Below are 12,413 nucleotides of genomic sequence, written 5' to 3' on the forward strand. Positions count from 1 at the left end.
AGGTTAAGGAGAGGGGTTAGCGTAAGCGAAGCTCTGAACTGAAGCCCCAGTAAACGGCGGCCGTAACTATAACGGTCCTAAGGTAGCGAAATTCCTTGTCGGGTAAGTTCCGACCCGCACGAAAGGTGTAACGATTTGGGCACTGTCTCAACCAGAGACTCGGTGAAATTATAGTACCTGTGAAGATGCAGGTTACCCGCGACAGGACGGAAAGACCCCGTGGAGCTTTACTGTAGCCTGATATTGAATTTTGGTACAGTTTGTACAGGATAGGCGGGAGCCATTGAAACCGGAGCGCTAGCTTCGGTGGAGGCGCTGGTGGGATACCGCCCTGACTGTATTGAAATTCTAACCTACGGGTCTTATCGACCCGGGAGACAGTGTCAGGTGGGCAGTTTGACTGGGGCGGTCGCCTCCTAAAGTGTAACGGAGGCGCCCAAAGGTTCCCTCAGAATGGTTGGAAATCATTCGTAGAGTGCAAAGGCATAAGGGAGCTTGACTGCGAGACCTACAAGTCGAGCAGGGACGAAAGTCGGGCTTAGTGATCCGGTGGTTCCGCATGGAAGGGCCATCGCTCAACGGATAAAAGCTACCCCGGGGATAACAGGCTTATCTCCCCCAAGAGTCCACATCGACGGGGAGGTTTGGCACCTCGATGTCGGCTCATCGCATCCTGGGGCTGTAGTCGGTCCCAAGGGTTGGGCTGTTCGCCCATTAAAGCGGTACGCGAGCTGGGTTCAGAACGTCGTGAGACAGTTCGGTCCCTATCCGTCGTGGGCGTAGGAAATTTGAGAGGAGCTGTCCTTAGTACGAGAGGACCGGGATGGACGCACCGCTGGTGTACCAGTTGTTCTGCCAAGGGCATAGCTGGGTAGCTATGTGCGGAAGGGATAAGTGCTGAAAGCATCTAAGCATGAAGCCCCCCTCAAGATGAGATTTCCCATAGCGTAAGCTAGTAAGATCCCTGAAAGATGATCAGGTTGATAGGTTCGAGGTGGAAGCATGGTGACATGTGGAGCTGACGAATACTAATAGATCGAGGACTTAACCATATAATATGTAGCAAATGTTATCTAGTTTTGAGAGAACATAAAAAAACTTGTTGACTTTTAAAGTGAATAAGTTATAATAATGATTGTCTCAAAAGAATAATGTCTGGTAATGATGGCAGAGAGGTCACACCCGTTCCCATACCGAACACGGAAGTTAAGCTCTCTAGCGCCGATGGTAGTTGGGACCTTGTCCCTGTGAGAGTAGGACGTTGCCAGGCAATATTATTCCGCAGTAGCTCAGCGGTAGAGCTATCGGCTGTTAACCGATCGGTCGTAGGTTCGATTCCTACCTGCGGAGCCATTGGAGAGCTGTCCGAGTTGGCCGAAGGAGCACGATTGGAAATCGTGTATACGTCACAAGCGTATCAAGGGTTCGAATCCCTTGCTCTCCGCCATAAGGATTTATAATATTTGGCCCGTTGGTCAAGTGGTTAAGACACCGCCCTTTCACGGCGGTAACACGGGTTCGAATCCCGTACGGGTCACCACTTTGGAGGATTAGCTCAGCTGGGAGAGCACCTGCCTTACAAGCAGGGGGTCGGCGGTTCGATCCCGTCATCCTCCACCATATAAATTTTATATGAATAGTATTATCGCGGGGTGGAGCAGCACGGTAGCTCGTCGGGCTCATAACCCGAAGGTCGCAGGTTCAAATCCTGTCCCCGCAACCAAATGGTCCCGTGGTGTAGTGGTTAACATGCCTGCCTGTCACGCAGGAGATCGCCGGTTCGACCCCGGTCGGGACCGCCATTTTTTTAATAAGGCTCGGTAGCTCAGTCGGTAGAGCAGAGGACTGAAAATCCTCGTGTCGGCGGTTCGATTCCGTCCCGAGCCACCATTTATCTTAATACAATACGCCGGCTTAGCTCAATTGGTAGAGCAACTGACTTGTAATCAGTAGGTTGGGGGTTCAAGTCCTCTAGCCGGCACCATGTAAGTTTCGGAGGGGTAGCGAAGTGGCTAAACGCGGCGGACTGTAAATCCGCTCCTTCGGGTTCGGCAGTTCGAATCTGCCCCCCTCCACCATTTACATAGGGGCATAGTTTAAAGGTAGAACTGAGGTCTCCAAAACCTCCAGTGTGGGTTCGATTCCTACTGCCCCTGCCAAATATATTTACACAACATGGCGGTTGTGGCGAAGTGGTTAACGCACCGGATTGTGGCTCCGGCATTCGTGGGTTCGATTCCCATCAGTCGCCCCATTTTTATTTTAAAAATTACAAATAATCTAATTGATACTTACATATAATTAAGTAAGAATTCGATGGGCTATAGCCAAGCGGTAAGGCAACGGACTTTGACTCCGTCATGCGCTGGTTCGAATCCAGCTAGCCCAGCCATTTTTGCGGAAGTAGTTCAGTGGTAGAATACAACCTTGCCAAGGTTGGGGTCGCGGGTTCGAATCCCGTCTTCCGCTCCAATTAAATTAAATATGGCGGCATAGCCAAGTGGTAAGGCAGAGGTCTGCAAAACCTTTATCACCGGTTCAAATCCGGTTGCCGCCTTTATTATTGTGCCGATGTGGCGGAATTGGCAGACGCGCACGACTCAAAATCGTGTTCCTTCGGGAGTGTCGGTTCGACCCCGACCATCGGTATCACGAACGGCGTAACATCAAGGCTCTACACTAGTTGTGTAGAGTTTTTTTGTGTTTTCATCGCACTACAAAATAAGGACTAATACTATCAAAGCTCATGCTATACAGTTAAAGCAAACTGTGAAACACTAAAGGGATAAAAATGAACATTCATTTTTATCCCTTTAGTGTTTCATTTTATAGAGAATCTCTCCACCCTGGTGACATGAAGTTAAATCCGACACCACCAGTAGATATTAGCACATTATCAACTGTTAACTTTGTAATTTCTAAAAACTTCTTTTCAAACTCTTCTCTGTTGTACTTGTACATAGTTGAGTGGCACGACCACATTTGCGTTGAAGTACTCAACCATTCCCCTAATTCCTTTAATTTAGGGAATGACTCAAATTGAATTGGTTCATCTAATTTCATGAATCTCACTTGATAGATAGTTGGGTTTAGCTTTTCTCCTATCCCTTTAAGACCATGTGCTTTTTTTTCATTTAAATGTGTCATAATTCTCTCCCATCCTTCAAATCTTTGAATTCCAAAATTATTTTCCTGTTTTAATTATACAGCAATAAAAAGTAATTAGGGGGAGGTTGTGGTAATTTTTCCCTTTTCTTTATTGTTTAGCGGGAAATAAAGTAATAAATGAAATATGATAATTTTAATCAAGAGAGAAATGAAAGTAAAAAGTATCAGTTATTTATTGTGATTCCATTTTGGCTTCGTTTCATTTTAATTCATCATGTTTAAAGAAGCTCAAAATTTTTAAAATACTTTAAAATAAAGGATTTTAGGGGGAACACTCTATATAACTATATAAATGTCACCTAGAAAGACTCAAAATCGTGTTCCTTCGGGAGTGTCGGTGCGGCCCGGACAATCGGTATCGACGATGTAAAAAGACTCTAACAGAAATGTTAGAGTCTTTTTTGTTAAATTATATTATGTGATGCTAAAATTCGTAATAAACGTAAAAATTCATGTATAATATAACTTGTCGAAAGAACAAAATGATAATGATTTATATTATGTCTGTAATATGAATCAAAAGTGAACTTTTTATATTTCTTTTAAAAATGTGTTGAATACACATTATATTTCATATTAATATTTTTATGTAGATTTAAAACGAGAAAGAGAGTGGAAAGTATGGGCCGTAAATGGAACAACATTAAAGACAAAAAAGCATCAAAAGATGCAAATACAAGCCGTATATACGCGAAATTTGGACGTGAAATTTATGTGGCAGCAAAACAAGGCGAGCCAGATCCTGAATCAAACCAAACGTTAAGAGTTGTATTAGAGCGTGCGAAAACATACAATGTACCAAGAACAATTATTGATCGTGCAATTGAAAAAGCAAAAGGCGGTTCAGAAGAAAACTATGATGAGCTTCGTTACGAAGGATTTGGACCAAATGGATCTATGGTAATTGTAGATACACTTACAAATAACGTAAACCGTACTGCAGCAGATGTACGAGCTGCATTTAGCAAAAACAGTGGTAACATGGGCGTAAATGGTTCTGTAGCTTACATGTTCGATGCGACAGCTGTTATCGGTCTTGAAGGTAAAACATCAGATGAAGTTCTTGAAATTTTAATGGAAGCAGATGTAGATGCACGTGACATTCTAGAAGAAGAAGATTCTGTTATCGTTTATGCTGAACCTGATCAATTCCACTCAGTACAATCTGCACTTAAAGATGCTGGTATTGAAGAATTTACAGTTGCAGAATTAACAATGCTTGCACAAAATGATGTAGAACTTCCTGAAGATGCTCAAGTACAATTTGAAAAAATGGTTGATGCATTAGAAGATTTAGAAGATGTACAACAAGTTTACCATAACGTAGACTTAGGCGAATAATAAAAAAGGACCCTTTCGTTTAACGAACTGGGTCTTTTTTATTGAAATAATTAAGATGATAAGGTTTTAAAGGTGTTTTGTTATAGTTATGGAATAGGATCATAGATAGTATTTTAAATGATTGTATTTCTAGGAGGTATTTCTATGGAGCATAAAACACCAAAGCATATCGTTGCTGTAGCAGGCTATTTAACAAATGAAAAGAATGAGGTGCTTTTAACAAAAGTACATTGGCGAGCGGATACGTGGGAAATGCCTGGGGGACAGGTAGAAGAAGGAGAAGCACTCGATCAAGCTGTTTGTAGGGAAATAAAAGAGGAAACAGGATTATCGGTGAAGCCTATCGGAATTACAGGGGTCTATTATAATGCTTCTATGCATATTTTAGCTGTTGTGTTTAAAGTGGCATATGTGAGTGGTGATATAAAAATTCAACCTGAAGAAATACAAGAGGCTAAATTTATTGCTTTAAATGAAGAGAACATCGATGAGTATATAACGCGTCCTCATATGAAATCAAGAACAGTTGATGCGATGAGAGCAACGCATTTCATCCCATACGAAACGTGGGAAGTACAGCCATATAACCTTATAGGCAGGTTGTAAGAAAAGGGTAGCTATTTGAGTGTATCTCAAATAGCTACCCTTTTCTTATGTATATTACTTCAGAAAAAGGTCAAAATGATAATAAAGCTAGTATTGATTTCGAGAACATTAGTTCTGTATAATTATGATATATCATATATAATTAGATTACTAGATGTTTAAAAATAGAAATTTATAGATGATATAATAAAAGAATAAAGTGGAATCAAGGAAGTATAACGCTCTTAATTTCTACGCTGCTGTTTGTTATGAATGTTTTAAAATAATGTATATTCAATATTTCAGATGAATAGTAGATAAAAAAAGACTGTGATACAATACATTTTTATACCTTACAATGATGTAAGGTAGGTGTAAGAGAAATCGATGGGATATTTTTTTACAACAAGGTATTCTTAAGTTAAGAGATATATATGCTGTGTGGAAAAGAGGTGTTCAAGATGAAAGAACGAGTATTATCTAGAGTGAACTATCATCAAAAAGTTGCATTAAATCCAATGACTAAATTCTTTTATAAAGCCATTATTTTATTATTATTGTTAAGTTGTACGTTATTATTCGTTGGAAATATAATGATCGAGAAAAGTGATATTAGTAAATTACATGTACCGCCTAAGTTAGAGGTGCCAGAATCATTAACACATGCATTTATCGCGACAGAAGATAAAAGGTTTTATCATCATAATGGTTTAGATTATATAGCAATTATTAGGGCGTCTGTTGAGAATATAAAAGCTGGTGGTGTTGTGCAAGGAGGAAGCACAATTACACAGCAATTATCGAAAAATGCTTTTTTAACGAATGAACGTACATTTTCTCGTAAGTGGAAAGAGATTTTTTATACAAAAAAAATTGAACGTACATTTACGAAGGATGAAATTTTAAAATTGTATGTAAGTAATATTTATTACGGAGAAGGAGCATGGGGAATTGAAAAAGCAGCCAACCTTTACTTCGGTAAAACGGTGAACCAATTAACGTTGGCTGAAAGTGCGATGATGGCTGCTGTAGTGAAAGCACCTGCTTATTACTCACCTGCGCAAAATTATGATAAAGCGGTCGAGAGACGAAATGTAGTTTTGAGATTAATGGAAAAAGAAGGATATATCAATCATGATGAGTATGTGCAAGCAGTTAGTGAGAAATTAGTAATTCGCCATGATATAAAAACAGAGCAGTCGATGTTAAATAATGCGCGTGAAAAAGCAGTAAGTTAAGAGAAGCTCTTGCATAGGAGCTTCTTTTTTTGAATAAATTGTGACAAATTGTGACACAATATCGTCACAATTATTGTGTTTTTGTAATTTATGTGAGCGTGTTCATTGCGTGACGTATATAAGTGTTGATATTATGTGTATTGTGTACAATGCTGTATACAGAATATGAATTTAAAGAGGAATGTATATGAAATCAAATAAACTCATGGCTCTTGGTGTAGTTTTTTCTATCGCAGTATTGATTGTAATCGGAACAATTGCGTATAGCATCATAAATGACAAAAAAGATAAAGGGAATGAGATGTTTGCTTATTCTACGCAACAATCTTTAGGTAAAGATGATGCTCCGGTTAAGGTAGTTGAATTTGGAGACTTCAAATGCCCAGCATGTCGTACTTGGGATGTAACGGTATTACCACGATTAAAAGAAGAATATATTGATAAAGGTAAAGTGCAGTTATATTTTATTAACTTCCCATTTATTGGAAAAGACTCTGATTTAGGCGCAGCAGCTGGTGAAGCAATTTATAAACAAGATAAAGATTCATTCTGGACTTTCTATGATGAGATTTATCAAAGTCAAAAGAAAGATACGGAAGAATGGATTACAGAAGAATTACTTCTTAGCATTGTGAAAGAGAAACTTCCAAAAGTTGATGTAGAACAGTTTAAAAAAGATTTACACAGTAAAGAAATAAAAGAAAAAGTACGTAAAGATTCAGATCGTGCTCAAAAATTAAAAGTTCAAGGTGCTCCTTCAGTATATATAAACGGGAATCTTGCAAATCCTGATTTCGATAGTATGAAGAAGGCGATTGATAAAGAATTGAAAAAGTGATGAGGTCTCTCATCACTTTTTCGACTTTTTTCGATAAAATTCTTGCTTCCGTTTTTTTTACATGCTATACTACTTTACATAAGTTATTCTAATATCTTATATGTATTTCATATTTGCGGGTGTAGTTTAGTGGTAAAACAAGAGCCTTCCAAGCTCTGGTCGAGAGTTCGATTCTCTTCACCCGCTCCAAATTTTATTTAATGTTTTTCTAATAAATTGTGATCAACGCAGTGTTTCGTTTCTGAGATAAACGAGGCATTGCGTTTTTTAATGTTTGAAAAGCGTAATAGTATGCGAAAATAGAAGTAAAGAATAGTATTCCAAAAGTGAATTGCTAATCAATATAGTCGTTACATAAGGGATGGGTTCATCTGAGGAGGCGATTAAGAATGGATTTTGAACAATTAAAGCAAGATGTAATTGCATATAGTAAAACAATTGGTATAGATAAAATAGGCTTTGCGAGTGCTTCCCCATTTGAGGAGCTAAAGCAGCGGTTAATCCAGCAGCAACAATTAAATTATCAATCTGGATTTGAAGAGTCTGATATAGAAAAAAGAACGAATCCACAGCTTTTATTACCAGGTGCGAAATCAATTATTGCGATTGCTTTAGCGTATCCTTCAAAATTAAAAAACGCACCATTAAGTAAACGTGGAGAACGCCGTGGGATTTTTTGTCGTGCCTCTTGGGGACAAGATTACCATCTTGTTTTACGAGATCGTTTGCAAAAGTTAGAGGCATATTTAATTGAAAAGCTTCCAGATATAGAAGTGAAGTCAATGGTTGATACAGGTGAGTTAAGCGATCGTGCTGTATCAGAACGTGCAGGTATCGGATGGAGTGGTAAGAACTGCGCTATTATTACACCTGAATTTGGTTCGTATGTATACTTGGGAGAAATAATTACAAACGTTCCATTTCCACCAGATCAGCCGATAGAAGATCAATGTGGAAGCTGTACAAAATGTATTGATGTTTGTCCTACAGGTGCTTTAATACAGGGTGGGCAGTTAGATTCGAAGAAATGTATTGCCTTTTTAACACAGACGAAAGGGTTCCTACCTGAAGAATATCGCGATAAAATAGGAAATCGTATATATGGATGTGACACATGTCAGACTGTTTGTCCAAAAAATAAAGGAATGGATTTTCATAATCATCCTGAGATGGAGCCAGATCCTGAATTAGTTAAACCGCTCTTAACACCACTTTTAACAATTAGTAATCGTGATTTTAAAGAGAAATATGGGATTATGTCAGGGTCATGGAGAGGTAAAAAGCCATTGCAACGAAATGCGATTTTAGCATTGGCGCATTTTAAAGAAGCATCAGCAATTCCTGATCTAATCGGTGTTATGAAAGATGATCCAAGACCAGTGCTACGCGGAACAGCAGCGTGGGCACTTGGGAAAATTGGTGGAGATGGAGTAGGCGAAGCCATTGAGAAAGCGATGGAACGTGAAAAGGATGAAGAAGTTCTTCATGAAATGAATCGCGGGCTTGCATTGTTAGCGCAGAAAAAAGAGTAGATAATATCTCCCTTTTTCATATTGTAATATGGGAGGGAGATGAAATGGTTGTAAAAGAAAATATTGAAACACAAGTACAACAGTTTTTAGCATATGTAACAGAGAAACGAACAAATGTGGATGGTATTGCTAAAGATTTATTACAACTAGCACAAAGAAAGAAACAATTGTTTCAAAAACGTAGTGCAGATATAGTGAAAGCAACAGCAGATGTTTCTTTCATTAGACAGCTAAATAGTAGTGATTATCAAGAAATTGATTATCAAGTACATTTTAAATATTTAATTAAGCATAAAGAATTATTTTATATCGAAGAGGAACAATTAAAACGAAGAGTTTGTTTAAATAATAGCCGGATAATAGGTGATTATGCTATTGAAGTGCCAGAAGAGATTGGAATAGGTGAGACATTAGAAAGAGAAGTTACGAAAGAGAAATACGGTTCTTATCAGTATAATCGTTTAGAGGCAGTAAAATATGCAGAGCGTTGGTGGGATGATCGAAACCCAGTGTATCGCAATTTTCCTGATAATTGTACAAATTTTATTTCTCAATGTCTTCATACTGGAGAAGTACCAATGAACGGATATCCTAATATTCGTAAAGGTTGGTGGCAAAGGGAGAACCAGTGGAGTTGGAGCTGGGCTGTCGCACACTCTTTTTACTGGTACTTGTCAGGTTCTACAGTTGGCCTGCGAGGAGAAGCTGTAGAAAAGCCGGAAGACCTTATTCTTGGTGATGTCATTGCTTACGATTTCGAAGATGACGGTAGGTGGAATCATACGACGATTGTAGTAGCAAAAGACGCAGATGGTATGCCACTTGTAAATGCACATTCAGCAAATAGCCGGCGGCGTTATTGGAGTTATGAGGACTCTAGTAAATACACACCACAAATGAAATATAAATTCTTTCATATTATTAATGGGTAGAGATTTTTCGTTCAAGTGGTATAATACGTAGTAGACAAAAAACAGAGGTGAATATCGCGTGGGTGTACATGTTGTTTTATATCAACCAGAAATTCCAGCAAATACAGGAAATATTGCACGTACTTGTGCAGCAACTGGAACAGAATTACATTTGATTAGACCGCTTGGGTTTTCAACGGATGACAAAATGTTAAAGCGTGCAGGATTAGATTATTGGCAGCACGTAAAAGTTACGTATTACGATTCAATTGAAGAGTTTTATGAGAAAAATAAAGACGGTGAATTCTTCTATTTAACAAAGTATGGTGAGAAAGCTCATACAGCATTTGATTATAGCAAACGTGAGAAGGATTATTATTTCGTGTTTGGAAGAGAAACAAATGGCTTACCAGCTAATGTAATCGAAGAAAACTTCGATCATTGTTTACGTATTCCAATGACGGATAAAGTACGTTCATTAAATTTATCTAATACAGCAGCAATTTTAATTTATGAAGCGTTTCGTCAACAAAATTATCCAGGATTAGATTTAGAAATCGTTTATTAAAAGTCGCCATTAGGCGGCTTTTTTTTATAAATAAAAATAATATGTAGTCATACATTTTAAAAAAGGTACATATTCATATAGAATGGGATATATGATTAAAAATAGATAAGACGGGTTGAGATAAATATGAAGGAACAATATAACAATCAAAATACCTTTTTAAGTATGATAGATATGGATTTAATAAGACAAGGACTATTACATGCTATTCAAGATTTAGTATTTATTGTGAAAGTTATTGATGATGAGATCTTTAAATATATTTATATAAATAAAATAGGGATGGATTATGCTGGATTAAGTGAAGAATGTTACGGAAAAACATTTGCAGAAGTGTTATCAGGAGAAAAGGTGAAAATATTACAAGAGCAATATACAAAAGTGGTGAGAGAGGCGAGAGCACACACATTTTGTGATGTAATCAGTTTCCCAACTGGTAATTTACATTATGAGTCTTCAGTTAATCCTGTATACGACGAAGAAGGGGTATGTCAATTTATTATTTGTATTACAAGGGATATTACAGCTCAGATTGAGGAGAAAGCAGAGATAGAGGAAAAACAAATGTTATTTAAGTCATTACTAGAATATAATAATGACTCCATTATATCTATAGATTCTATAGGTATAATTACATATGCTAATCCGGCAACGTATGAAATATTTGGATACCGATATGAAGAGTTAAATAATAACTTTATTTTTAACTTTATTATTAAAGAATATGAAAAAGACTTTCAAATTATATTTAAGGAAGCTTTACAGGGGAGAGCAAAACAAATTGTTTCAAAGAAATATGTTCATAAAGAAGGATATGAACTATATATTTCTTTGAGAACGATCCCGATTATTGTGAACGGTGAAATTGTTGGGGTGTATATTGTTACGAGGGATGTTACAAGGCAAGTATTAAATGAGATGAAGACGGAATACTTAGCTTATTATGACCAATTAACAGGTTTAATGAATAGAATTTCATGCACAAACAAGCTAAATGAGTTTTTAAATGAAAATAAAGAGCTTGCACTAGTTTTCATGGATTTGGATGAATTTCATCTTATTAATGATACATTTGGTCATAAAGAAGGAGATAAAGTATTACAAAAAGTTACAGAATGTTTAAGCAATCTAGAAATAGAAGGTATGCATTTATTTAGAGAACATGATGACCAATTTGTTATGTTAATAGAAAATATAACGAAAGAATATGTAGAGGAAGTTGCAAAAAACATATTAGAAAAGATTAGTGAACATTTTGTAATTGAAGAAGAGGACGTGTATTTAAGTGCATCAATTGGAATTGTAATGGCACCAACAGATGGAGCCGATGAAAAAATACTTTTTCAAAGAGTTGATGCTGCTTTGGAAAAAGCAAAGGAAAAAGGAAAAGGGCATTATCATTTTTATTGTAAAGGATTAGATTGTGAACGTGAGAAAAGGTTTGTAATGGAAAATCAGTTACATCGTGCTATAGAGAAAAATGAATTTTTCTTATATTACCAGCCGCAGGTTAATATTGAAACGAAAAAAATAGCTAGTATGGAAGCTTTAATAAGATGGGAGAATAAAGAATTAGGATTTGTCCCTCCCAATCAATTTATTCCACTGGCAGAAAGAACAGGTTTTATTATTAAGCTTGATGAGTGGGTAGTAGATCAAGTGTGTCAGCAAATACGTGAATGGTTAAATAAAGGGTATGAAGTGGTTCCGATTGCAGTTAATATTTCAGCTAGACATTTTCGATCTATTACATTAATAGAGATGATTACACGTGCTTTAAATAAGTACAATGTACCAGCTCATCTATTAGCGATAGAGGTGACAGAAGGAGCCCTTATACATAAAGACATATCAAAGAGAGTGTTGCTACAATTAAAAGAACAAAATTTAAAGATTCATTTAGATGATTTTGGAACAGGGTATTCGTCTTTAAGTTATTTGAAAACATATCCAATTGATACTTTGAAAATTGATCGCTCTTTTATGGAAGGTATACATGTAGATGAACGTGATACGAATATTACGGCTGCAATTATTCATTTAGCTCATACATTAGAATTGAATGTAATTGCAGAAGGAGTAGAAAAAGCAGAACAAATACAGTTTTTGAAGGAAAAAAATGTAGAAATTGTACAAGGTTATTATTATAGTCGCCCTTTATCAAAATATGATGTGGAAAATATGTATTATACATGATGTATAAAGAAAAAAGTGATGTGCTAAAAGCACATC

9 protein-coding genes, 16 tRNA genes and 2 rRNA genes (1 of these 27 cut by a window edge) are annotated in these 12,413 nt (G+C 37.0%); 26 read left to right on the forward strand and 1 reads right to left on the reverse strand.

What is annotated here, in order from left to right; translation table 11 throughout:
* The 17 genes from ACUN26_RS26705 to ACUN26_RS26785 form a co-directional block, all read left to right on the forward strand.
* Positions 1 to 1,052, forward strand: a 23S ribosomal RNA gene (locus ACUN26_RS26705) (it extends 1,870 nt beyond the left edge of the window).
* 102 nt (positions 1,053 to 1,154) lie between these two features.
* Positions 1,155 to 1,270, forward strand: a 5S ribosomal RNA gene (gene rrf, locus ACUN26_RS26710).
* Positions 1,271 to 1,278: 8 nt separating this feature from the next.
* Positions 1,279 to 1,353 (forward strand) — tRNA-Asn (locus ACUN26_RS26715).
* Between the two features lie 2 nt (positions 1,354 to 1,355).
* Positions 1,356 to 1,447 (forward strand) — tRNA-Ser (locus ACUN26_RS26720).
* A gap of 18 nt (positions 1,448 to 1,465) precedes the next feature.
* A tRNA-Glu gene (locus ACUN26_RS26725) sits at positions 1,466 to 1,540 on the forward strand.
* A gap of 4 nt (positions 1,541 to 1,544) precedes the next feature.
* Positions 1,545 to 1,620 (forward strand) — tRNA-Val (locus ACUN26_RS26730).
* Positions 1,621 to 1,646: 26 nt separating this feature from the next.
* Positions 1,647 to 1,723, forward strand: a tRNA-Met gene (locus ACUN26_RS26735).
* 3 nt (positions 1,724 to 1,726) lie between these two features.
* Positions 1,727 to 1,802: transfer RNA gene (locus ACUN26_RS26740), tRNA-Asp, on the forward strand.
* A 12-nt stretch (positions 1,803 to 1,814) separates the two neighbouring features.
* Positions 1,815 to 1,890: transfer RNA gene (locus ACUN26_RS26745), tRNA-Phe, on the forward strand.
* Between the two features lie 18 nt (positions 1,891 to 1,908).
* A tRNA-Thr gene (locus ACUN26_RS26750) sits at positions 1,909 to 1,984 on the forward strand.
* A gap of 10 nt (positions 1,985 to 1,994) precedes the next feature.
* A tRNA-Tyr gene (locus tag ACUN26_RS26755) sits at positions 1,995 to 2,078 on the forward strand.
* A 7-nt stretch (positions 2,079 to 2,085) separates the two neighbouring features.
* Positions 2,086 to 2,159: transfer RNA gene (locus ACUN26_RS26760), tRNA-Trp, on the forward strand.
* Positions 2,160 to 2,178: 19 nt separating this feature from the next.
* A tRNA-His gene (locus tag ACUN26_RS26765) sits at positions 2,179 to 2,254 on the forward strand.
* A 63-nt stretch (positions 2,255 to 2,317) separates the two neighbouring features.
* Positions 2,318 to 2,392 (forward strand) — tRNA-Gln (locus ACUN26_RS26770).
* A gap of 5 nt (positions 2,393 to 2,397) precedes the next feature.
* Positions 2,398 to 2,472, forward strand: a tRNA-Gly gene (locus ACUN26_RS26775).
* A gap of 14 nt (positions 2,473 to 2,486) precedes the next feature.
* Positions 2,487 to 2,557, forward strand: a tRNA-Cys gene (locus ACUN26_RS26780).
* A gap of 10 nt (positions 2,558 to 2,567) precedes the next feature.
* Positions 2,568 to 2,649, forward strand: a tRNA-Leu gene (locus ACUN26_RS26785).
* 177 nt (positions 2,650 to 2,826) lie between these two features.
* Here ACUN26_RS26785 and ACUN26_RS26790 read toward each other — a convergent pair.
* Positions 2,827 to 3,147: a DUF3884 family protein gene (locus tag ACUN26_RS26790; RefSeq protein WP_000149352.1), complete on the reverse strand. Its 321-nt coding sequence runs from the start codon at positions 3,145 to 3,147 to the stop codon at positions 2,827 to 2,829.
* Between the two features lie 642 nt (positions 3,148 to 3,789).
* On the opposite strand from ACUN26_RS26790, the gene ACUN26_RS26795 reads away from it, so the two are divergent.
* The 9 genes from ACUN26_RS26795 (at position 3,790) to ACUN26_RS26835 (ending at position 12,377) form a co-directional block, all read left to right on the forward strand.
* Positions 3,790 to 4,509: a YebC/PmpR family DNA-binding transcriptional regulator gene (locus ACUN26_RS26795; protein WP_000532958.1), complete on the forward strand. Its 720-nt coding sequence runs from the start codon at positions 3,790 to 3,792 to the stop codon at positions 4,507 to 4,509.
* Between the two features lie 144 nt (positions 4,510 to 4,653).
* On the forward strand, positions 4,654 to 5,115 hold the full coding sequence (locus ACUN26_RS26800; RefSeq protein WP_000400461.1) for an NUDIX hydrolase: 462 nt from the start codon (positions 4,654 to 4,656) through the stop codon (positions 5,113 to 5,115).
* A 440-nt stretch (positions 5,116 to 5,555) separates the two neighbouring features.
* On the forward strand, positions 5,556 to 6,332 hold the full coding sequence (locus tag ACUN26_RS26805) for a transglycosylase domain-containing protein (protein WP_000664700.1): 777 nt from the start codon (positions 5,556 to 5,558) through the stop codon (positions 6,330 to 6,332).
* 187 nt (positions 6,333 to 6,519) lie between these two features.
* Positions 6,520 to 7,170 (forward strand): DsbA family protein, encoded by a 651-nt coding sequence (locus tag ACUN26_RS26810; protein ID WP_000841321.1) that lies wholly within the window; start codon positions 6,520 to 6,522, stop codon positions 7,168 to 7,170.
* 115 nt (positions 7,171 to 7,285) lie between these two features.
* Positions 7,286 to 7,359, forward strand: a tRNA-Gly gene (locus tag ACUN26_RS26815).
* Positions 7,360 to 7,559: 200 nt separating this feature from the next.
* The gene (gene queG, locus ACUN26_RS26820; protein ID WP_000345226.1) at positions 7,560 to 8,702 is read left to right on the forward strand and encodes a tRNA epoxyqueuosine(34) reductase QueG; all 1,143 of its coding nucleotides are present in this window, start codon (positions 7,560 to 7,562) and stop codon (positions 8,700 to 8,702) included.
* 44 nt (positions 8,703 to 8,746) lie between these two features.
* A complete protein-coding gene (locus ACUN26_RS26825) occupies positions 8,747 to 9,634 on the forward strand; it encodes an amidase domain-containing protein (protein ID WP_000260518.1) in 888 nt (295 codons plus the stop codon).
* A 58-nt stretch (positions 9,635 to 9,692) separates the two neighbouring features.
* On the forward strand, positions 9,693 to 10,181 hold the full coding sequence (trmL, locus tag ACUN26_RS26830; protein ID WP_000538149.1) for a tRNA (uridine(34)/cytosine(34)/5-carboxymethylaminomethyluridine(34)-2'-O)-methyltransferase TrmL: 489 nt from the start codon (positions 9,693 to 9,695) through the stop codon (positions 10,179 to 10,181).
* Between the two features lie 126 nt (positions 10,182 to 10,307).
* A complete protein-coding gene (locus ACUN26_RS26835; protein ID WP_000664281.1) occupies positions 10,308 to 12,377 on the forward strand; it encodes a sensor domain-containing protein in 2,070 nt (689 codons plus the stop codon).
* Positions 12,378 to 12,413: the final 36 nt, after the last annotated feature.

The organism is Bacillus sp. WC2503 (assembly GCF_052682895.1).

Excerpts from the sequence above, each read along its gene's own strand:
- ACUN26_RS26790 (WP_000149352.1), bottom strand. The coding sequence starts at position 3,147 with ATGACACATTTAAATGAAAAAAAAGCACATGGTCTTAAAGGGATAGGA.
- ACUN26_RS26795 (WP_000532958.1), top strand. The coding sequence starts at position 3,790 with ATGGGCCGTAAATGGAACAACATTAAAGACAAAAAAGCATCAAAAGAT.
- ACUN26_RS26800 (WP_000400461.1), top strand. The coding sequence starts at position 4,654 with ATGGAGCATAAAACACCAAAGCATATCGTTGCTGTAGCAGGCTATTTA.
- ACUN26_RS26805 (WP_000664700.1), top strand. The coding sequence starts at position 5,556 with ATGAAAGAACGAGTATTATCTAGAGTGAACTATCATCAAAAAGTTGCA.
- ACUN26_RS26810 (WP_000841321.1), top strand. The coding sequence starts at position 6,520 with ATGAAATCAAATAAACTCATGGCTCTTGGTGTAGTTTTTTCTATCGCA.
- queG (WP_000345226.1), top strand. The coding sequence starts at position 7,560 with ATGGATTTTGAACAATTAAAGCAAGATGTAATTGCATATAGTAAAACA.
- ACUN26_RS26825 (WP_000260518.1), top strand. The coding sequence starts at position 8,747 with ATGGTTGTAAAAGAAAATATTGAAACACAAGTACAACAGTTTTTAGCA.
- ACUN26_RS26835 (WP_000664281.1), top strand. The coding sequence starts at position 10,308 with ATGAAGGAACAATATAACAATCAAAATACCTTTTTAAGTATGATAGAT.